Origin of the sequence: Massilia sp. WG5 (assembly GCF_001412595.2) — a bacterium.
In the GTDB taxonomy this organism is placed as follows: Bacteria; Pseudomonadota; Gammaproteobacteria; order Burkholderiales; family Burkholderiaceae_D; genus Telluria.
The window spans coordinates 2,831,830-2,851,424 of sequence record NZ_CP012640.2; the positions used below are offsets into that span (position 1 = coordinate 2,831,830).

19 protein-coding genes are annotated in these 19,595 nt (G+C 65.3%); 5 read left to right on the plus strand and 14 right to left on the minus strand.

Annotated features, from left to right (window positions below):
* Positions 1-15: 15 nt before the first annotated feature.
* Positions 16-939, minus strand: a complete 924-nt coding sequence (tcdA, locus tag AM586_RS12565) for a tRNA cyclic N6-threonylcarbamoyladenosine(37) synthase TcdA (RefSeq protein WP_047821401.1) — start codon at positions 937-939, stop codon at positions 16-18.
* A 98-nt stretch (positions 940-1,037) separates the two neighbouring features.
* Between tcdA and pdxH the strand changes: the two genes are divergently transcribed.
* The gene (gene pdxH / locus AM586_RS12570) at positions 1,038-2,258 is read left to right on the plus strand and encodes a pyridoxamine 5'-phosphate oxidase (RefSeq protein WP_047821399.1); all 1,221 of its coding nucleotides are present in this window, start codon (positions 1,038-1,040) and stop codon (positions 2,256-2,258) included.
* Between the two features lie 55 nt (positions 2,259-2,313).
* Positions 2,314-3,558 (plus strand): cyclopropane-fatty-acyl-phospholipid synthase family protein, encoded by a 1,245-nt coding sequence (locus tag AM586_RS12575; RefSeq protein WP_047821397.1) that lies wholly within the window; start codon positions 2,314-2,316, stop codon positions 3,556-3,558.
* Positions 3,559-3,584: 26 nt separating this feature from the next.
* On the opposite strand, the gene msrA is transcribed toward AM586_RS12575, so the two are convergent.
* Positions 3,585-4,124: a peptide-methionine (S)-S-oxide reductase MsrA gene (gene msrA, locus AM586_RS12580; protein WP_047821395.1), complete on the minus strand. Its 540-nt coding sequence runs from the start codon at positions 4,122-4,124 to the stop codon at positions 3,585-3,587.
* A 123-nt stretch (positions 4,125-4,247) separates the two neighbouring features.
* On the opposite strand from msrA, the gene AM586_RS12585 reads away from it, so the two are divergent.
* Together AM586_RS12585 and AM586_RS12590 are read left to right on the plus strand one after the other, a co-directional pair.
* Positions 4,248-4,748: a flavin reductase family protein gene (locus tag AM586_RS12585; RefSeq protein ID WP_047822015.1), complete on the plus strand. Its 501-nt coding sequence runs from the start codon at positions 4,248-4,250 to the stop codon at positions 4,746-4,748.
* Positions 4,749-4,868: 120 nt separating this feature from the next.
* The gene (locus AM586_RS12590; protein WP_047821393.1) at positions 4,869-6,062 is read left to right on the plus strand and encodes an acyl-CoA dehydrogenase; all 1,194 of its coding nucleotides are present in this window, start codon (positions 4,869-4,871) and stop codon (positions 6,060-6,062) included.
* Positions 6,063-6,124: 62 nt separating this feature from the next.
* On the opposite strand, the gene AM586_RS12595 is transcribed toward AM586_RS12590, so the two are convergent.
* The 12 genes from AM586_RS12595 to AM586_RS12650 all read right to left on the minus strand — a co-directional run bounded on the left by AM586_RS12595 (position 6,125) and on the right by AM586_RS12650 (position 19,157).
* Positions 6,125-6,805: an OmpW family protein gene (locus AM586_RS12595; RefSeq protein WP_052234063.1), complete on the minus strand. Its 681-nt coding sequence runs from the start codon at positions 6,803-6,805 to the stop codon at positions 6,125-6,127.
* A gap of 58 nt (positions 6,806-6,863) precedes the next feature.
* Positions 6,864-8,219, minus strand: a complete 1,356-nt coding sequence (locus AM586_RS12600) for an SGNH/GDSL hydrolase family protein (protein ID WP_052234062.1) — start codon at positions 8,217-8,219, stop codon at positions 6,864-6,866.
* A 223-nt stretch (positions 8,220-8,442) separates the two neighbouring features.
* Positions 8,443-9,963, minus strand: coding sequence for a S9 family peptidase (locus AM586_RS12605; RefSeq protein WP_052234061.1), 1,521 nt, complete (start codon positions 9,961-9,963; stop codon positions 8,443-8,445).
* A 221-nt stretch (positions 9,964-10,184) separates the two neighbouring features.
* Positions 10,185-11,243 (minus strand): L-threonylcarbamoyladenylate synthase, encoded by a 1,059-nt coding sequence (locus AM586_RS12610; RefSeq protein ID WP_052234060.1) that lies wholly within the window; start codon positions 11,241-11,243, stop codon positions 10,185-10,187.
* Positions 11,240-12,442: a 5-(carboxyamino)imidazole ribonucleotide synthase gene (locus AM586_RS12615; protein WP_052234059.1), complete on the minus strand. Its 1,203-nt coding sequence runs from the start codon at positions 12,440-12,442 to the stop codon at positions 11,240-11,242. The genes AM586_RS12610 and AM586_RS12615 overlap by 4 nt, the downstream gene beginning before the upstream one ends.
* 13 nt (positions 12,443-12,455) lie before the next feature.
* Positions 12,456-12,965, minus strand: a complete 510-nt coding sequence (gene purE / locus AM586_RS12620) for a 5-(carboxyamino)imidazole ribonucleotide mutase (RefSeq protein ID WP_052234058.1) — start codon at positions 12,963-12,965, stop codon at positions 12,456-12,458.
* 1 nt (position 12,966) lies between these two features.
* Complete coding sequence (locus AM586_RS12625; RefSeq protein ID WP_052234057.1) at positions 12,967-13,863, minus strand: phosphoribosylaminoimidazolesuccinocarboxamide synthase; 897 nt, start codon at positions 13,861-13,863, stop codon at positions 12,967-12,969.
* A gap of 191 nt (positions 13,864-14,054) precedes the next feature.
* Positions 14,055-15,119, minus strand: a complete 1,065-nt coding sequence (gene fba, locus AM586_RS12630) for a class II fructose-bisphosphate aldolase (RefSeq protein ID WP_052234056.1) — start codon at positions 15,117-15,119, stop codon at positions 14,055-14,057.
* A gap of 177 nt (positions 15,120-15,296) precedes the next feature.
* Positions 15,297-16,766 (minus strand): pyruvate kinase, encoded by a 1,470-nt coding sequence (pyk, locus tag AM586_RS12635; RefSeq protein ID WP_052234055.1) that lies wholly within the window; start codon positions 16,764-16,766, stop codon positions 15,297-15,299.
* 48 nt (positions 16,767-16,814) lie between these two features.
* Complete coding sequence (locus AM586_RS12640) at positions 16,815-18,023, minus strand: phosphoglycerate kinase (RefSeq protein ID WP_052234054.1); 1,209 nt, start codon at positions 18,021-18,023, stop codon at positions 16,815-16,817.
* Between the two features lie 44 nt (positions 18,024-18,067).
* Positions 18,068-18,412: an AzlD domain-containing protein gene (locus AM586_RS12645; RefSeq protein WP_052234053.1), complete on the minus strand. Its 345-nt coding sequence runs from the start codon at positions 18,410-18,412 to the stop codon at positions 18,068-18,070.
* A complete protein-coding gene (locus tag AM586_RS12650) occupies positions 18,405-19,157 on the minus strand; it encodes an AzlC family ABC transporter permease (RefSeq protein WP_052234052.1) in 753 nt (250 codons plus the stop codon). The genes AM586_RS12645 and AM586_RS12650 overlap by 8 nt, the downstream gene beginning before the upstream one ends.
* Before the next feature lie 214 nt (positions 19,158-19,371).
* Between AM586_RS12650 and AM586_RS12655 the strand changes: the two genes are divergently transcribed.
* A complete protein-coding gene (locus AM586_RS12655; protein ID WP_052234051.1) occupies positions 19,372-19,566 on the plus strand; it encodes a zinc-finger domain-containing protein in 195 nt (64 codons plus the stop codon).
* Positions 19,567-19,595 lie beyond the last annotated feature (29 nt).

The window sequence follows — 19,595 nt, forward strand, 5'->3', positions numbered from 1 at the left end:
CATAAAAAACTGAACCTATGATAACAAGGCCTCTTCCGCTTGCACAGCATCGTTGGCGGCAGGCGCCGGCTCGGCCACGCGCGTCGTGACGCCGGCCGGGACGGCATTCGCCGCGTCGGCCAGCTTGCGCAGGATCTGCCCGGCGGCGACCATCCCGAAGGTGGCCGTGACGACCATGCTGGAGCCGAAGCCCGCGCAGTTCAGGCCGGTGATGCTGTTGGCGTCGATCTCGCAGGCGTCGCCGGCTTCCGGATAGCGCAGCGGTTCCATCGAGAACACGGCGTCGATGTGGTACTTGTTCTTCTCGCCGCGGGCAAACCCGTACTGGGCGCGCAGGACCTTGCGCACTTTCTTCAGCAGCGGCTCCTGCTCGGTGCGGGCGAGGTCGCGCACCTCGATTTTCGTCGGGTCGGTCTGGCCGCCGGCGCCGCCGATCACGATCAGCGGGATCGCCTGGTCGCGGCAATGGGCGATCAGGGCGGCCTTGGCCTTGACGCTGTCGATGGCGTCGACCACATAGTCGAACCTGCCGCTGCCGACCATCTGCGGGATGTTGTCCGGATCGATGAAGTCCTCGACCAGCTCGACTTCGCAGTAGGGATTGATCAGGGCGATGCGTTGTTTCAGCGCCTCGATCTTCGGCATGCCGATGGTCGAGGACAGCGCCTGGATCTGGCGGTTGATGTTCGACTCGGCAACGTTGTCGAGGTCGATCAGGGTCAGGCGGCCGATCGCGCTGCGGGCCAGGGCTTCGACGATCCACGAGCCGACGCCGCCGACGCCGATCACGCAAACGTGCGCCTGACGGAAGCGTTCCAGTGCACGCTCGCCATACAGGCGAGCAATACCGCCGAAACGGCGGCCGAAGTCGACTTCGTCGGCGAATGCGTCGACCTTCCCTTCAGCCGGCGCAAGGAGAGAGGTAAAAATAGTCGTCATGATGGGACTATTCTACCGGACGGAATGACGAGCCTTGCCCTAAAATAACTTTCAGTCAATCAAATTTTCACTCTCATTACGCGTCCGCAACACATACCATGAACGAACTCCTTCCAGACCCCGCTCCCGATTTCGACCAGCCGGTCGCCGTGCTCAAGCATTGCCACGGACGCATCCGCAAGCAGCTGGCCACCCTGGAAAAACTGCTGGCCCACCTGCCCCGGCACGGCGCCGACGAACAGGCGCGCCAGGCCGCCGGCGCGGTCCTGAAATATTTCGAGAAAGCCGCCCACCTTCACCACGAGGACGAAGAGCAGAACCTGATCCCGATGCTGCGCGCGGTGGCCCAGGGCGAGGATGCCGCCACCCTGCAGGCGCTGGCGCCGGTGATCCTGCAGGACCACAAGGACATGGATGCGATGTGGCAAGACCTGCATGAGCAGCTGAGCATGATCGCGGATGGCAGCGGTACGCAACTGTCGAGCGGCACGGTGCAGCGCTTTTCCCAGCGTTACCTGGGGCATATGGAGCGCGAAGAGAGCACGCTGGCGCCGATGGCCCTGCGCCTGTTCGGCCCGCAGCAGATGGCGCAGCTGGCCCAGGCCATGCAGCAGCGCCGCGGCATCGTTCCCGCTGCCGCGGCCGCTCCGGCCCCGGCCCCGGCGGCCGCGGTGGCGGTCGGCGAGCGCGTGGCCGACCTGCGCAAGGATTACGGCCAGGCCAGCCTGGACGAGCGCGATGTCGCCGACGATCCGATCCGGCAGTTCACCCGCTGGTTCGAAGAAGCCCTGAAGGCCGAAGTCAACGAACCGAACGCGATGGGGGTGTCCACCGTGGACGAGCGCGGCCGGCCGAGCTCGCGGATCGTGCTGGTCAAGCAGTTCGACGACCGCGGCTTTACCTGGTACACGAACTACGACAGCCAGAAGGGAACGCAATTGAACGCCAACCCTTTTGCAGCTCTGCTATTCTTTTGGAGCGAGCTTGAACGGCAGGTGCGGATCGAAGGAAGAGTCGAGCGCACCTCGGCCGAAGAAAGCGACAAATACTTCAACAGCCGACCCCTGAAGAGCCGGCTGTCGGCGATCGCCTCTCATCAGAGTGCGCCGATCGTCAGCCGCGCAGCCCTTGAACACAATTACGAGGACGTGGCGCGACAGTTTGGCGAAACCCCGCAGCGGCCACCGAACTGGGGCGGTTTTCGTCTGGTGCCGGAACGCATCGAGTTCTGGCAGGGGCGGCGTTCACGCTTCCACGACCGTATCGTCTATACGCGGCAGGAAGATGGCAGCTGGACGCGGCAACGTTTGCAACCGTAAGGGGCATCGCCCCCTGTAGCCGGCTGCGAAGCCGGCCTATGTCGGAGGGTTTCGCGTGTTCGACCAGTTGAAGCTATCCGCCTGGACATCAGGCATCCGCAACAAGTACAACCTGCCGCTGCGCGTGGAATTATGGAACGGCGAGCAGGTCGACTTGTCCTCTGAACAGCCGCGCGTGAAAATCCGCGTGCCGAGCCCGGGAAGCCTGCGCTACCTGCTGTCGCCCACTCTCGACAACCTGGGCGAAGCCTATGTCGAAGGTGCGCTCGAGATCGAGGGACGGGCGGCAGACATGATCCAGATCGGCAGCTCCCTGGCCGAGTCCACCGGCAAGCCGCCGCGCACCAGCCGGGTCGCCAACGCGCTGCGCCTGGTCTCGCCACACACACGCGAAAAGGACGCCGAGGCGATCCGCTACCACTACGACGTTTCGAACGAGTTCTACCAGGAATTCCTCGACCCGGCGATGGTGTATTCCTGCGCCTACTTCGAGAACGGCGACGAAGACCTCGCCACTGCGCAGACGAAAAAGATCGACCACATCCTGACCAAGATCGGCGTGCAGCCGGGCCATACCCTGCTCGACATCGGCTGCGGCTGGGGCGCGCTGGTGCTGCGTGCGGCGCAGAAGTTCGGTGCCCGTTGCGTCGGCGTGACGCTGTCGCAGAACCAGTTCGAACTGGCGCGCGAACGCGTGGCCCAGGCCGGCCTGCAGGACCGGATCGAAGTCCGCCTGCAGGACTACCGCGACGTCAGCGGCGAGTTCGACCGCATTACCAGCGTCGGCATGTTCGAGCACGTCGGCGTGCAGAACCTGCCCGAGTACTTCGGCCGCATCAACGGGCTGCTGGCGCCGGGCGGCGTGGCCATGAACCACGGCATCACGACCACCGACGTCGAACAGCGCTCCAGCCCCTACGGCTGCGGCGAATTCATCGACCGCTATGTGTTCCCGCATGGCGAACTGGCCCACCTGTCGACCGTGATCCGCACCATGCAGGAAGGCGGGCTCGAAGTGCGCGACGTGGAAAACCTGCGCCGCCACTATGCGCGCACCTGCGCGCTCTGGGCCGAGAATTTCGAGGACAACGCCGGGCGCATCCGCCAGCTGGCCGATCCGAAAACCTTCCGCATCTGGCACGTCTACCTGGCCGGCTGCGCCTATGCCTTCGCGCACGACTGGATCAGCCTGTACCAGATCGTGTGCGGCAAGGCGGGCCAGGACCCGGCCCAGATGCCGTGGTCGCGGCACTATATGTACGAGCCGCATCCAGCTGGGGATGTACTGACCAGACATTAACGTAGGGTGGGCACCCCGTGCCCACCCTACTTGACCCGTTCCGCGAAGGTCTTGCGGAACTTCGCCACCTTGGGCGCCACCACGAAGGCGCAGTAGCCCTGCAGCGGGTGCTGCGCGAAGTAGTTCTGGTGGTAGTCCTCGGCCTTGTGCCAGGTCTCGGCCGGCAGCACCTGGGTAACGATGGGCGCATCCCAGACGGCCGCCATTTCCGCCATCACCTTGCGCGCCGTCGCTTCCTGCTCGGGCGAGGTAAAGAAGATGACCGAGCGGTATTGCGTGCCGACGTCGTTGCCCTGGCGGTTCGGGGTCGTCGGATCGTGGATGGTGAAGAAGATTTCAAGGATGTCGCGGTAGCTGATCACGCTCGGATCGAAGTCCAGGCGCACCACTTCCGCATGTCCGGTCGTACCGCCACACACTTGCTCATAAGTGGGATTGGCAGCGGCGCCGCCCATGTATCCGGATTCGACGCGGGTCACGCCGCGCGCTTCGAGATACACGGCTTCCAGGCACCAGAAACAGCCGCCGCCCAGGATCGCCATTTCGCTTGCTGCTTGCTGGCTCATACACGTTCCTTGGCAAGGTAGTCATTTTTCATGGCTTTACTGTAACCCAAAGCGCAGGCCCGTGCATGCCGGCAGTGGGAGCGGTGCCGGGCCGCGCGGGCCATTGATGGCATAATGGCGAAAATGAACACCAGCTCTCCCCGCGCCACCGAGCGCGGTTTCGATTCCGCGCATTTCCGCCAGGCCCTGTCCCAGTTTGCGACCGGCGTCACCGTCATTACGACCCGCCTGGCCGACGGCACTTTCCGCGGACTGACCGCCAGTTCCTTCAACTCCGTCTCGCTGGAACCGCCGCTGGTACTGTGGAGCCTGTCCGGCAAGGCGAATAGCCTGCCCATCTTCAGCGGCAACTCGCACTACGTGATCAATGTGCTGTCCGCCGAGCAGGAAGACCTGGCGCGGCGCTTTTCGCGCCGCGGCGAAGACCCCTTCGCCAGCACCGACTACGAACTTTCGCGCACCGGCCAACCGATCCTGAAGGGCGTCGCCGCCTGGTTCGAATGCCATAACCGCAGTCGCTACCCGGAAGGCGACCACGTGATCTTCGTCGGCGAAGTCGAGGAATGCGCGGTGCACGCACAGCCGGTGCTGATCTTCCACGGCGGGCAATTCGGCTCTACGTAGAAAAATGAAAATGCCTGTCGCAGTTAGAAAAGCAGCGGCAGGACGGGATTTCTATAATGTCCGGGCACCGATGGCGCAGACCATCCCCACCCCACAAGATTCTTCTGAGACAGGAGTCCCATGAGCCGTTCCGATTCGCCCCGCAAAGCCCAGTTCCACTGGGATGACCCGCTGCTGCTGAACGCGCAGCTGAACGACGAGGAGCGCATGGTGCGCGATGCCGCTAGCGCGTATTGCCAGGACAAGCTGAAACCGCGCATCCTTGAGGCCTTCCGCCACGAGACCATGGACACGTCCATTTTCCGCGAGATGGGCGAACTCGGCCTGCTGGGCCCGACCATTCCCGAACAGTACGGTGGCCCCGGCCTGAACTATGTGTCATACGGCCTGATCGCGCGCGAAGTCGAGCGCGTCGATTCCGGTTACCGCTCAATGATGAGCGTGCAGTCCTCGCTGGTGATGGTGCCGATCTACGAGTTCGGCAATGAGGAAACGAAACAGAAATACCTGCCCAAGCTGGCCACCGGCGAATGGATCGGCTGCTTCGGCCTGACCGAGCCGAACCACGGCTCCGACCCCGGCTCGATGGTCACGCGCGCGCGCAAGGTCGCGGGCGGCTACTCGCTCAGCGGCTCGAAGATGTGGATCACCAACTCGCCGGTCGCCGACGTGTTCGTGGTCTGGGCCAAGGACGACGAAGGCGCGATCCGCGGTTTCGTGCTGGAAAAAGGCTGGAAAGGCCTGTCGGCCCCGGCGATCCACGGCAAGTTCGGCCTGCGCGCCTCGGTCACCGGCGAAATCGTCATGGACGAAGTGTTCTGCCCGGAAGAAAACGCCTTCCCGGAGGTACGCGGCCTGAAGGGCCCGTTCACCTGCCTGAACTCGGCCCGCTACGGCATCGCCTGGGGCGCGCTCGGCGCGGCGGAAGACTGCTGGCATACCGCGCGCCAGTACGTACTCGACCGCAAGCAGTTCGGCAAGCCGCTCGCGGCCAACCAGCTGGTGCAAAAGAAGCTGGCCGACATGCAGACCGAAATCACGCTGGGCCTGCAGGGCTGCCTGCGCCTGGGCCGCATGAAGGACGAGGGCACGGCGGCGGTCGAGATCACCTCGATCATGAAGCGCAATTCCTGCGGCAAGTCGCTGGACATCGCCCGCACCGCGCGTGACATGCTCGGCGGTAACGGCATCTCGGACGAGTTCGGCATCATCCGCCACATGGTCAACCTCGAGGTGGTCAACACCTACGAAGGCACGCACGACATCCACGCCCTGATCCTGGGCCGGGCGCAGACCGGCATCGCGGCGTTCTGATCCGGACGATGCGACGAAAAAAAACCCCGCCGCGGCGGGGTTTTTTCATGCCTGGCAGCGGCTCAGAACTTGTAGCCGACCGACAGGATGAACGAGTCCGGGTCCAGCTTCATGTGCTGATGCTGGTTGGTCGAGAAGTGCACGTCGGTGCGCAGACGGGTCTTGATGTAGGACGCGTTGGCGAACCATTTCTCGTTGACGTTGTACTGCAGGCCGAGCTGGCCGGCATAGGTCCACTTGTTGTCGATGCTGAAGGTGGTCGCCGTGCCGCCGCCCGGATTGGTCAGCGCGGTCATCGCGAACGAGCCGGTTTCCTTCTGGAAGTAGGCATAGGCGAGGCCGATACCGACGTACGGACGGATGCGCGAGCTCGGGGACAGGAAGCGGTACTGCAGCAGGGCGATGGCCGGCATGGCCTCGACGGTGCCAAGCTGGCCGGTGCCGGCGATCGCGCCCGCGCCGTAGATCTTGTGCTTGTACGGAGTACCAACCGCGGACTCGACCGAGATGTTGTCGGTCAGGCCGTAGGTAATGACCGCCACCGGCTGGGTGTCCTTGCCGACGTCGCCCAGCGAGTTCGGCAGCGCCGGCGCCGAGATCGGACCGCTTTCGACGTCCGGCTTCAGCTGGTTGACGCCAACCGACACGGTGAACTGGCCCTTCGACTGCGCCGCCGCGCCGGTCGCCACAGCCAGCGCGCCCGCAGCGACCAGCAATTTCACGACATTCTTGCTTACTTTCATAAATTCTCCTGATTCTTTTAAGATCGCCCCGCCTCCTCGGGCGGGGTTCTGCCGTGAATTACAGCCAGCCCTTGACGGTCATCTGCTCCAGCACGTAGCGCGCGATCAGCGCGTACTCGAACGGGGTCGGGTGCACGGAGTCGGCGAACATGTAGTGGCTGACGTCGCCAGCGATCAGGTTGTTCTTGTTGCAGACCAGCGAGGAACCGAGCGGGTTCTTGGCAGGGCTCAGGTCGCAAGCCGGGGTCGTGGTGTTGGTCAGGCCGTACGGCGCCGGATTGGTCGCCTGGTCGCGGCTGACGGCGGCCAGGTCGACGTACAGGACCTTCGGCTCGCCCGCGACGGCTGCTTTCAGCGTGTCGTTGAAGGCGGCAACCATGGCCTGGATCAGCTTCTGGGTGTCGGCCGACTGCGCCTTGGCCGACGGCGAGATCGACACGTCCGGCAGGTTGTTCACGACCACGTAGCCTGCGCCATTCGCCACGATCTGGGTCTTGACCAGGGCGCCCAGCTCGGCGCCGGCAGTGCCGAGGGCCTTGACCAGGTCCGCACCGTGGGCGGCCGAGTAGGCCAGGCCGGCCGCTTGCGCGTCGGCGCCTGCCTTGGCGCCGATGGCGGCGGCATTCGCGACGGCGGCGGTGTTGCCGTTCTGGGCGGCGGCGGTGATGGCGGCCGTGATGATCGCCGGGGCAGCGCTGCCCTTGGCGGCTTCAGCCTGGATCGCTGCGCCGATCGCGGCGGCGCCGGTCTGCGGGTTGGTGGTGCCCGGGGCCAGCTGGGCCACCAGGCTCTGCGCCAGTGCCTGGCCGCCGGCAGTGGTGGCGCCGGCCGACAGTTCGCCGAGCTGTTCCAGCACGTCGTTGCCGCCCGCCATGACGATGACCAGTTCATCGCTCTTGAACTTGCCACCGGTTTTCTTCAGGTGGTTGGCGATCTGGGTGACGACCGGCACGGTCATCTGGCCCAGGGATACCGCCGCGCCCGGCTTGTCGAGGGCCTTGTTGCCCGGGCCGATCGGGTTGGTCACGCGGGCGCCGCCCTGGGCGTAGTTGAAGCATTCCGGATGGTCGGTCACCGGCACCGAGAAGCCGGCGGACGCGGTGCCCAGCAAGCCGGTCTGGGCCGCGCATGGCGCCGGCAGGCCGAGCTGGGCAGCGATCAGCGTGGTGTAGTTCTTGCCGGTCAGCTCAGGGCTGACCGACGTATTGTTGCCGTTGATGGTGTACTGGCCGCCACCCAGGGCTGCGACAGCGCCGACGGCATAGGTGCCGACGTCGGAGAGGCTGTCGCCGAAGGTGATCTGGTTGCTGAACTTGGTCTTGGGCGTCTGGTCGCCGCCGCTGGGGCCGTTGCCACCGCAGGCGGTCAGTACGGCTGCGGTCAGCAGCGCGAGCGCGAAAGAGGTCTTACGCATTGTGTCTCCTAGATGAGGTTTTTCTTTGCTTTGAAACGAACGCCCGTGCTATTCGTATCACAACTAATATGCCAGTGTTCAGCTTGGTTGTATAGCGGAAAAGACTGTGTGTCGTACCTGGGCAATACTATTTGCAACACGGTATGGATGAAGCCGGCAGCGCTGGCGATTATAGCAACGCCGCCGAGCTTGTCATATGGAAAAACTGTATCCAGGCCGATCCTCAGCGCGCCAGCACGGACTGGAAGTAATCGCGTGTCGCCGCCATGCAGAAAGGCGCCACCAGCCCCGCGTGATAGCTGGCCGCCACGGCGTCGCCGCCGTTCGCTGCGCGCAGGATCGTGCGGGCAGCGACAAAGCCGGCTTTCGCGCTGCGGAAGGGGTCGTTCAGGCTGGGCGTATCGTCGATGTCGAGCTCGGTGATCGCCGCGCCGCGCGCCCGGAAATAAGCGGATGCCGAAGTGGTATTGAAGTACGGCACCGTCGGGTCATCATGGCCGCCGCACAACAGGGTCGGTGCGGTCGGCAGGTAACTGCGCAAATCGTTGCGCACCAGCCATCTACGCAGATTGTTCGCGGGGGCGCAGCTCAGCGGTGCGGTCGCGCTCTGGTCGCAGGGATGCAGCGCCATGTCCGCCAGGTAGGCGGCGCGGTAATCGCTGCGGATCAGGTTGTTGGCGCCGAAGTACTGGGTATAGCCCGGCGCCTGCGGCATCGAGCCGGCCGCGAACAGGGCGGTCGCCGGCAGCTTGCCCTGGCTGACCAGATCGCTGCCGCCCAGCGTGCCCGGCACCAGGTCGACGATGCTCGCGGCGTACTGCGCCTCGTAGACGTCGGCAGGCGTGCCGTAGATCGCCGCGCTGGCGTGCTGGGCCGCGTTGATGATGGTCGGCACGATGACGGTTGCGCCATCGCGCGGCGCGCCGCCGAACAGGTCGTCGCCGAAGCGGGCGATCGCATACGGGCCGGACATGCCGGCCGCGGCGGTGAGCGTGAACTCGGCGTTGCCCAGTTCCTGCATCGCGCGCTGGGTCGCCAGCGCCACATAACCGCCCTGCGAATAGCCGGTGACCATCAGCTTGCCGGAATCGCGCACGCCGATCGCGCCGAAACTGCTGCGCGCTGCGCGCAGGCCGTCGATCATGTCGGCTGCTTCCTGCACCCGGTCGAGATAGGGGTGATAGCCCAGCGAGGAACCGCCATAGCCGGCATAGTTGGGCGCGACCACGATGAAGCCCTGGGCCGCGAACACGGCGGCGGCCAGGCGCGCCTCGGTGTTGTTGGCGATGTCGGCCATGTCGTAGGACTTCTGCAGCGAGGTGCCGTGGGCGTACAACAGCACCGGCCGTGAATTGCTGCACGAGTTGCCGCCGCCGGTGGGCACGAAGATGGCTGCGCTGGCATCGGTCGCCTCGCCGGCGCCGCCGATGGTGTTGTAGTGCACGCGGTAGACCGAGACCGAGCACTGCGGCTGGCCGGCCACCGCCAGCGTGCCCTGCTGGGCCGACTCGAGGAAGCCGGCCAGCACGGTCGGCGACAGCGTCGTCAGGCTGGCGCCGCCGACGTTGACGGCGATCGAGGCGGCCTGGCCGAGCAGGCTGCCGCGGGACAGGCCGGGCAAGGGATCGGGGTTGGCGACGCCGACCGGCGTGCCGCCGGTCGTGGTGCCGCCGCTGCAGGCGGCGAGCAGGAGACCCAGGCCGAGGCTGAGGCCCAGGGTGTGAAGCGGACGGATGGATTTCATTCTGATTTGCTAACTTCGGGATCTCAAATGCGTCGTCCCCGCGCAGGCGGGGACCCAGGTTCTGTTTGCGTTTCGATAGCGCAAGCAGATTGGATCCCCGCCTGCGCGGGGACGACGTTGGGAAAACGCGGGGACGACCTTGGAAAGCGCACTTTACGCGCGCTGTTCGATTTCCCGAAAGCATGCCTTGCGCATGCGTTTTTGAGAAGCCCTGGTTTGTATCAGAGCTCGGTAGTGTTGTTTATCAGTCCGTGCACGATGCCGGTCGAGCCATGCGCGGCGCGGCGCAGGCGGTCGTTGACGCCCAGCCAGGCGCCGTCCTGCGGCGGGGCCTCGACCAGGATCAGGTCGGCGCCGGCGCCGTCCATCGTGCGCAGCGCCGCGTACAGCGCGTGCGCAAAACCTGCCGGCGTGGCCGGCAGCGCGACCTCGGCGTGCGTGGATGGCAGGGGCGAGTAGTGGATCAGCGCGACCTTGCGGCCGGCGCCATGCAGGCGCTCCAGGGTCGCGGCCAGGGTGGCCGTGTCCTGCATCGCCACCGGCGTGTGCGGTGCGTAATGCGATTCGAGGGTGCCGGAAGCGCGCGGCGCGGCGGCGTCCGGACGGGCCGGCATCTGGTCGATCACCGCGGCAATGCTCTCCGCCGAGATATGGCCGGGGCGCAGCAGCACCGGACCGTGGGTGGCCAGGCGCGACAGGTCGACGATGGTCGATTCGATCCCGACCTCGCTCTGCCCGCCGTCCAGCACCGCGGCGATGCGCGCGTCGCTACCGAATTCGTCGCGCACATGCTGGGCCGTGGTCGGGCTGACGTGGCCGAATTTGTTCGCCGACGGTGCCGCCACCCCGCCCTTGCCTCCCTTGAAAGCTTGCAGCAGGCGGATCGCGACCGGATGCGAGGGACAGCGGATACCGACCGTGTCCTGGCCGCCGGAGACGGCGTCGGGAATGTTCGGCGCGCGCTTCAGGATCATGGTCAGCGGACCGGGCCAGAAGGCCTCGGCCAGCTGGTATGCCTCGGACGGAATGTCGGCGCACCAGTAATCGAGCGCCGCCCGCATATCGGGCGCGGGCGCCACGTGCACGATCACCGGGTGATCCTGCGGACGCCCCTTGGCGGCATAGATGGCGGCGACGGCCGCCGGGTTCTCGGCGTCCGCGCCCAGGCCGTACACGGTCTCGGTGGGAAAGGCGACCAGGCTGCCGGCTTCGAGCGCGCGCGCGGCGGCGTCGATCGCTGCCTGGCCGGCTTCGCCCTGCTGGTCCTGCTGCTGGGTCACGGTGCGATCCCCAGGATCGCGCAGGCAGCCGCGAACTGGCGCTGCGCCTCGTCCAGCGTCGGCGCGACGAAAGTCACGTGGCCCATCTTGCGGCCGCGGCGCGGGTCGTCCTTGCCGTACAGGTGCAGGTTGGCGCCCGGCAGGGCCAGCACTTTGTCCCATGCCGGCTCACGCACAGGATCAGCTTCACCCGCGCCGTCGAACCAGACGTCGCCCAGGATATTCAGCATCACGGCCGGGGAATGCTGGCGCACGTCGCCCAGCGGCAGGCGCGCCATCGCCCTCACCTGCTGCGCGAACTGGCTGGTGATGCAGGCATCGATGGTGTAGTGGCCGCTGTTGTGCGGACGCGGCGCCATCTCGTTGACGACCAGCGAACCGTCCTCCAGCACGAAGAACTCGATGCACAGCACGCCGACATAAGCGAGTTCGGCGACGATCGCGCGGGCGGCGTCCTGCGCCTTGCGTGCGCAGTCGGCGGAGACGTTCGGGCCCGGCACGGTGGTCGTGAACAGGATGCCGTCGCGGTGCACGTTCTCGGCGATCGGATACACGACGGAGGCGCCGTCATGGCCGCGCGCGGTCAGCACCGAGACCTCGTAGGCCAGCGGCAGCATTTTTTCCAATAGGCAGGTCACCTTGCCCATCGATTCGAAGGCGGCGCGCACATCCTCGCGCGAACGCACGCGCACCTGGCCCTTGCCGTCGTAGCCCATGCGCACGGTCTTCAAAATACCGGGCAGCAGCTCGTCGGCGATGGCGTCGATGTCTTCCTGGGATGCGATGACCTTGTGCGGCGCCGGCATCACGCCGGATTTGTCCGCGCAGGCGACGAAGAAGGATTTCTCGGCGATGCGGTCCTGGGCCACCGACACGCCGTGGGCGTCCGGGGCCACGAAGACCTGTTGCGCCAGCCTGCTCAGGCTGGCGGCCGGGACGTTCTCGAACTCGGTGGTGACGGCCGCGCAGCGGCTCGCCAGCGCATCGAGGCCGGCGGCGTCCGTGTAGCCGGCTTCGACCAGGTCTTCGGCGACCTGCCCGGCCGGGCAATCGGCGCTGGGCTCCAGCACGGCGACCTTGTAGCCCATGGCTTGCGCGGCCTGGGCGAACATGCGGCCGAGCTGGCCGCCGCCCATCACGCCCAGCCAGGTGGACGGGTTGGCAGCGGGCAGCAGAGGGTGCAGTTTCTGATCACTCATTGACGATCACTTCTCATTCCTGCGGCAGGACCATGGCCTTGGCGGCCGCGGTCTGCCTGGCGCGGAAGTCTTCCAGTTGCGCCGCCAGTGCGTCGTCGGTGGCGGCCAGCAGGGCGACCGCCGTCAGGGCCGCGTTGGCGGCGCCAGCCTCGCCGATGGCGAAAGTCGACACCGGCACGCCCTTCGGCATCTGCACGATGGACAGCAGGGAGTCCTCGCCGCGCAGGTAGCGCGACGGCACCGGCACGCCCAGCACTGGCACGATGGTCTTGGCGGCCACCATGCCCGGCAGGTGGGCGGCACCGCCGGCGCCGGCGATGATGGCGCGCAGGCCGCGGCGACGCGCGCTCTCGGCGTAGGCGAACATCTCGTCCGGCATGCGGTGGGCCGAGATCACCTGCGCTTCGTGCGGCACGCCGAACTGCTTGAGGATGGCGACCGCATGCTGCATCACGTCCCAATCGGAATTGGAACCCATGATCACGCCGACCAGCGGTTTCTGGTCCTGGTTCTGGTCGGCCATCTCAGACCTTCAGCTTTTCGCCGGTCAGGCGTTCCAGGGCCTCGACGTACTTGCCCTGGGTCCTGTCGATGACATCCTGCGGCAGCGGCGGGGCCGGCGGCGCTTTCTTCCAGTCGGTCAGGGTTTCGAGGTAGTCGCGCACGAACTGCTTGTCGAAGGACGGCGGCGACATGTCCGGGGCGTAGGAATCGGCCGGCCAGAAGCGCGAGGAATCGGCGGTCAGGACTTCGTCCATCAGGTGCAGCACGCCGTTCTCGTCGAGACCGAATTCGAACTTGGTGTCGGCGATGATGATGCCGCGCGTGGCCGCGTAGTCGGCGGCGGTCTTGTACAGCTGGATGCTGATGTCGCGCATCTTGTTGGCCAGCTCGCTGCCGATGCGCTGCTCCATGTCCTCGAAACTGATGTTCTCGTCATGCTCGCCGAGGTCGGCCTTGGCGGCCGGGGTGAACAGCGGCTCGGGCAGCTTGTCGGCCTGGCGCAGGCCGGGCGGGAGCTGGATGCCGCAGATGGCGCCGGTGGCCTGGTAATCCTTCCAGCCGGAACCGATGATGTAACCGCGCACCACGGCCTCGACCAGGATCGGCTTCAGGCGCTTGGCGACGACGGCGCGCCCCTTGACCTGCTCCACTTCCTCGGGCGCCACCACGGATTCCGGCGCCACGCCGGTCAGGTGGTTCGGCACGATATCGCCGAGTTTTTCGAACCAGAAATCGCTCATCTGGTTCAGCACCATGCCCTTGCCAGGGATCGGCTCGTTCATGACGACGTCAAAGGCCGACAGGCGGTCGGTGGTGACGATCAGGATCTTGTCGTCGCCGACGGCATAGTTGTCGCGGACCTTGCCGCGGCCGAGCAGTGGCAGGGAGGAAATAGTGGATTGGTAGAGGCTTTTCATAGAGGGGATATCTTGATAAAGCGAAACCGGCGGGGGTTCCCGCCGGTGAGGAAGTGCATAATTTTACGTCATTTTTGACGCGCTGCCGCATTTACGGCTTCATCGTCGCTCCCGCGAAGGCGGGAACCCAAGTTCGTGAGGTATCAATCAAACCTGGATCCCCGCCTGCGCGGGGACGACGGTATTTCTTCTTACTGGACGATCTGCGCCAGTTCGCCAGCCTTGTAGCGCTCGGCCATCTTCTCCAGCGGAATCGGCTTGATCTTCGACGCCATGCCTTCGCAGCCGAAGGAGACATAACGCGCCTTGCAGATCAGGGTGGCGGCTTCGCGGGCCGGCTTCAGGTAGTCGCGCGGGTCGAACTTCGACGGGTTCTCGAACAGGTACTTGCGGATCGCGGCCGTCATCGCCAGGCGGATGTCGGTGTCGATGTTGATCTTGCGGACGCCGTGCTTGATGCCTTCCTGGATCTCTTCGACCGGCACGCCATAGGTTTCCTTCATGTCGCCGCCGAATTCGCGGATGATCGCCAGCAGCTCCTGCGGCACCGAGGACGAACCGTGCATCACCAGGTGGGTGTTCGGGATGCGGGTGTGGATTTCCTTGATGCGGTCGATGGCCAGGATGTCGCCGGTCGGCTTGCGGGTGAATTTGTAGGCGCCGTGCGAGGTGCCGATGGCGATGGCCAGCGCGTCGCACTGGGTGCGCGCGACGAAGTCGGCGGCCTGCGCGACGTCGGTCAGCAGCTCTTCGCGGGTCATGGTGCGGTCCGCGCCGTGGCCGTCTTCCTTGTCGCCCTTCATGGTTTCCAGCGAACCCAGCACGCCCAGTTCGGCTTCGACGGTCACGCCGATCGAGTGCGCGAACTTCACGACTTCCTTCGACACCTCGACGTTGTAGTCATACGAGGCGACCGACTTGCCGTCGGCTTCCAGCGAGCCGTCCATCATCACCGAGGTGAAGCCCGAACGGATCGCGGCCATGCAGACTGCCGGCGACTGGCCGTGGTCCTGGTGCATCACGACCGGGATGTGCGGATAGGCTTCGACGGCGGCGTCGATCAGGTGGCGCAGGAAGGCTTCGCCGGCATACTTGCGGGCGCCGGCCGATGCCTGCATGATCACCGGGCTGTTGGTGGCGTCGGCCGCGGCCATGATGGCCTGGACCTGCTCCAGGTTGTTGACGTTAAAAGCCGGCAGGCCATAGCCGTTTTCGGCGGCGTGGTCCAGCAGTTGACGCATTGATACGAGTGCCATGTTTAGCTCCAAACAATAAAAAAACCGGTGTGGAACCTCGCCCGCCATCGTCGCCTCGGCAAAATTGCTACCGTCATCCCCGCGAAAGCGGGGATCCATGCTGAGTATCTTCGTTCAGCTCAGTATGGGTTCCCGCTTTCGCGGGAACGACGGTCAATTACGGAAGCAACGGGTTATTTACGAGGATTCCTTCAAAAAATTTTCCGCATCGCCAACGCGCACGATCTTGAGCGCATTGGTGCCGCCAGCCTGCCCCATCGGCGAACCCCAGGTCACAACGATCAGGTCGCCCTTGCGTACGACGCCTTCACGCATGAGGAGTTCCTCGGCCTTGCGCAGCACGGCGTGGCTGCCGCCTTCCTGCATCAGGTGGAAGGAACGCACATTGCGGTACAGCGAAGCCTTGCGCTGGGTCGTCTGCGACGGGGTCAGCGCGAAGATCGGGGTGTCGATCGAGTGACGCGACATCCACAGCGCGGTCGAGCCCGACTCGGTCAGGGCCACGATCGCCTTCACGCGCAGGTGGTGGGCGGTGAACAGGGTGCCGTAGGCGATCGACTGGTCGATGCGGGTGAACTGCACGTTCAGGAAGTCGGCTTCCAGCTTGTTGTACTCCGACTGCTCGGCTTCCACGCAGATCGCCGACATCATTTCGACGGTCTCGACCGGGTACTTGCCCGATGCGGTCTCGGCCGAGGTCATCACGGCGTCGGTGCCGTCCAGCACGGCGTTCGCCACGTCCGACACTTCGGCGCGGGTCGGCACGGCGTTGACGATCATCGACTCCATCATCTGGGTCGCGGTGATCGCCAGCTTGTTCGATTCGCGTGCCATGCGGATCATGCGCTTCTGCAGCGCCGGCACCGCGGCGTTGCCGACTTCGACCGCCAGGTCGCCACGCGCGACCATGATGCCGTCGGACGCGTCGAGGATCTCCTGCAGTACCGGAATCGCCTCGGCGCGCTCGATCTTCGCGATCATCATCGGCTTGTGGCCGAAAGGCTCGCCGGCGATATTCGCCAGCTGGCGCGCCATTTCCATGTCGGTGGCGCTCTTCGGGAAGGAAATCGCCAGGTAGTCGGCCTGGAAGCTCATCGCGGTCTTGATGTCTTCCATGTCCTTCGAGGTCAGGGCCGGCGCGGTCAGGCCGCCGCCCTGGCGGTTGATGCCCTTGTTGTTCGACAGTTCGCCGCCGACCTTGGTCGTGGTGTAGATCTCGTTGCCGACCACCTTGTCGACGACCAGCACGATCAGGCCGTCGTTCAGCAGCAGCTTGTCGCCCGGCTTGACGTCGCGCGGCAGCGCCTTGTAGTCGAGGCCGACGCGGTCCTGGTTGCCCAGCTCGCCGTTCTCGCCCCATTTCGCATCCAGGATGAAGGGATCGCCATTGTTCAGGAAGATCTTGCCGTTCTCGAACTTACCGACACGGATCTTCGGACCCTGCATGTCGGCCATGATCGCCACTTCGCGGCCGCACTCGGCGGCGGCACGGCGTACCAGGGCAGCGCGATCGATGTGGTCCTGCGCCCGGCCATGCGAGAAGTTCAGGCGCACGACGTCGACGCCGGCGCGGATCATCTTGACGAGAATGTCGAAATCGGTCGACGCAGGGCCGATGGTTGCTACGATCTTGGTGCCACGGTACATGGTTATCCTTCAATGAAAAGCGCAGCCTGCGGCTGCGCTGGGTCTCACTCAGTTTTTATTGGCGCTGCGTTGCAGCAGGATCTCCACCGCCGGCAGCGTCTTCCCTTCGAGGAACTCAAGGAAGGCGCCGCCGCCGGTCGAGATATAGCCGATCTGGTCGGCAATATTGTATTTTGCGATGGCAGCCAGGGTGTCGCCGCCGCCGGCGATCGAGAAGCCCTTCGACTGCGCGATGGCGGTGGCGAGGGTCTTGGTGCCTTCGGCGAACTGGTCGAACTCGAACACGCCGACCGGGCCGTTCCAGACGATGGTGCCGGCCTTGGCGATCTGCGCCGCCAGCTGGGCGGCCGTCTTCGGGCCGATGTCCAGGATCATGTCGTCGTCGGCCACGTCAGCCACGTCCTTGACGGTGGCGGCGGCAGTCGGCGAGAACTCTTTCGCGCACACCACGTCCATCGGAATCGGCACGGTCGCGCCGCGCGCCGCCATCTTGTCGATGATGGTTTTCGCTTCGTTCACCAGGTCCGCTTCCATCAGCGACTTGCCGACGTTCAGGCCGACCGCCTTCATGAAGGTGTTGGCGATGCCGCCGCCGACGACCAGGTTGTCGACCTTGTCGGCCAGGCTCTGCAGGATGGTCAGCTTGCTCGACACCTTCGAACCGGCGACGATGGCCAGCAGCGGACGCTGCGGCGCGTGCAGCGCCTTGCCCAGCGCATCCAGTTCGGCGGCCAGCAGCGGGCCGGCGGCAACCACGGGCGCGAACTTCGCGATGCCGTGGGTGGTCGCTTCGGCGCGGTGCGCGGTGCCGAAGGCGTCGTTCACGTAGACGTCGCACAGCTTGGCCATCTTCCGGGCCAATTCATCATCGTTTTTCTTTTCGCCCTTGTTGACGCGGCAGTTTTCCAGCAGCACGACCTGGCCCGGCGCCACCTCCACGCCATCGACCCAGTTCTGCTTCAGCTCGACCGGCTGGCCCAGCAGCTCGGACAGGCGCCTGGCGACCGGCGCCAGGCTGTCTTCCGGCTTGAATTCGCCCTCGGTGGGGCGGCCCAGGTGGGAGGTCACCATCACGGCCGCGCCAGCCTGCAGGGCGTCGCGGATCGCGGGCACGGAGGCGCGCACGCGGGTATCTTCGGTGATGTTGCCGGCGTCGTCCTGGGGAACGTTCAGGTCGGCGCGAATGAAGACGCGCTTGCCTTTCAGCGCGCCTTGGTCGATCAGGTCTTGCAAGCGGGTGAAATTGAGGACGGCCATGTCAGCGTGGATCCGGGGAATAGTGGAAAAAACGTTATTTTACCTTAGCCGATGTTGCCGAAAACATGAAACACACGCAACAGTGTCAGCACCAGCATCCCGAATACGATGGTCTGCAGCATGGCGCGCCGCCACAGGTAGAACAGCAGGGCGGCAATACCGGCGATCAGTTTCGGGTTCGCCAGCGCCAGCGCCAGCTCGCCCTGCGGCCCCAGCACCATGTCGGGGAAGACGATCGCGGCCAGGGCGCAGGCTGGCGCATAGCGCAGCATTTCCTGCACCCGCGGCGGAATCGTCACCTTGTGGCCGACCAGCCAGAATGCGCTGCGGGTGCAGGCCGTGGCCACGCCCAGCACCAGGATCACGACCCAGATTTCCCAGTCAGCCATGGCCGATCCTGCCCCTGCGATTGCGTTTTTCCATCGTCTCTTCGTAGACCATCGCGGTAAGCATGCCGGCCAGCACCGCCGCCAGCAGGCCCAGTTTATAGGGCAGCCCGTGCGCCAGCACCGCCGTCACCCCGGCCACGGCCACGCCGCACAGGGCGGCGCTGTTGATGATCAGGGGCACCATGATGCACAGGATCGCCAGCGTGCCGGCGAAGCCGAGCTGCCATTCGGTGGGGACCGCGCTGCCGAGGAAGATGCCGATCAGCGAACCGGTCTGCCAGGCGATCCAGTTCGGATACATCAATCCCTTCAGGAAGGCCAGCTTGCCGGGCTCGGGCGCCGGGCTCGGATAGCGCTGCAGGAACAGGGCGATCGAGACGTCGCCGGAGATATAGCCCAGGTAAAAACGCTGCCACAGCGGCAGGCGCGAGAAATGTGGCCCCAGCAGGGCGGAAAAGATCACGAAGCGCAGGTTGACGACCAGCGCGGTGAGGAAGATCACCCAGATCGGCGCGTGGGCGGCGATCAGCGGCAGCGATGCCAGTTGCGCGGAACCTGCGAACGCCACCAGGGTCATACCGCTGGCCTGGGCCACGGTCAGGCCACTCTTGACCATCGCGACCCCGACCACCATGCCCCAGGCGCCGATCCCGAACAGGGTCGGGAAGCCGGTCTGGACACCTTCGCGCCAGCCGCGCGCGTCGGCTTGCGGATCGACCGGCAGGTCCAGATGCGGCTGGCTCATGTCGCGTTCCTGCAACATTCAAGGGGAACCAAGGGCACGGCGGACAAAAGACGGTCGGGCATGAACTGAATCTGTGACAGTGCGAGAGAATTTCTTAAAAGTAAATCTACTCGACAGTAATCGGCCAGCTATTCTACCGGACCATTCCGGCAATCAGTGCGAATCCGTTAAAATCATGGCTTCACATCATTCGCAATGACGGAGCTAGCTAAACATGAACGAGAAGACCATTCCTGTGGTGGAACTGGAAGCCAAGGACCTGCCGGCCTACTGCCCGAACCCGGCGATGCCGCTGTGGTCGTCCCACCCGCGCGTCTTCCTGGATTTCGACCACCACGGCCACGCCAAGTGCCCTTACTGCGGCACCCAGTACCAGCTGAAGCCGGGCACCGTCCTGTCGCATCACTGATCGAGCAGCAAACCTGGCCGTGAGCCGCT

Bases quoted from the DNA above. Each gene is read 5' to 3' on its own strand.
- pdxH (WP_047821399.1), top strand. From the start codon at position 1,038: ATGAACGAACTCCTTCCAGACCCCGCTCCCGATTTCGACCAGCCGGTC.
- AM586_RS12655 (WP_052234051.1), top strand. From the start codon at position 19,372: ATGAACGAGAAGACCATTCCTGTGGTGGAACTGGAAGCCAAGGACCTG.
- AM586_RS12590 (WP_047821393.1), top strand. From the start codon at position 4,869: ATGAGCCGTTCCGATTCGCCCCGCAAAGCCCAGTTCCACTGGGATGAC.
- AM586_RS12600 (WP_052234062.1), bottom strand. From the start codon at position 8,219: ATGCGTAAGACCTCTTTCGCGCTCGCGCTGCTGACCGCAGCCGTACTG.
- msrA (WP_047821395.1), bottom strand. From the start codon at position 4,124: ATGAGCCAGCAAGCAGCAAGCGAAATGGCGATCCTGGGCGGCGGCTGT.
- AM586_RS12595 (WP_052234063.1), bottom strand. From the start codon at position 6,805: ATGAAAGTAAGCAAGAATGTCGTGAAATTGCTGGTCGCTGCGGGCGCG.
- AM586_RS12625 (WP_052234057.1), bottom strand. From the start codon at position 13,863: ATGAAAAGCCTCTACCAATCCACTATTTCCTCCCTGCCACTGCTCGGC.
- purE (WP_052234058.1), bottom strand. From the start codon at position 12,965: ATGGCCGACCAGAACCAGGACCAGAAACCGCTGGTCGGCGTGATCATG.
- AM586_RS12585 (WP_047822015.1), top strand. From the start codon at position 4,248: ATGAACACCAGCTCTCCCCGCGCCACCGAGCGCGGTTTCGATTCCGCG.
- fba (WP_052234056.1), bottom strand. From the start codon at position 15,119: ATGGCACTCGTATCAATGCGTCAACTGCTGGACCACGCCGCCGAAAAC.
- AM586_RS12650 (WP_052234052.1), bottom strand. From the start codon at position 19,157: ATGAGCCAGCCGCATCTGGACCTGCCGGTCGATCCGCAAGCCGACGCG.
- AM586_RS12640 (WP_052234054.1), bottom strand. From the start codon at position 18,023: ATGGCCGTCCTCAATTTCACCCGCTTGCAAGACCTGATCGACCAAGGC.
- AM586_RS12645 (WP_052234053.1), bottom strand. From the start codon at position 18,412: ATGGCTGACTGGGAAATCTGGGTCGTGATCCTGGTGCTGGGCGTGGCC.
- AM586_RS12605 (WP_052234061.1), bottom strand. From the start codon at position 9,963: ATGAAATCCATCCGTCCGCTTCACACCCTGGGCCTCAGCCTCGGCCTG.
- AM586_RS12615 (WP_052234059.1), bottom strand. From the start codon at position 12,442: ATGAGTGATCAGAAACTGCACCCTCTGCTGCCCGCTGCCAACCCGTCC.
- pyk (WP_052234055.1), bottom strand. From the start codon at position 16,766: ATGTACCGTGGCACCAAGATCGTAGCAACCATCGGCCCTGCGTCGACC.
- tcdA (WP_047821401.1), bottom strand. From the start codon at position 939: ATGACGACTATTTTTACCTCTCTCCTTGCGCCGGCTGAAGGGAAGGTC.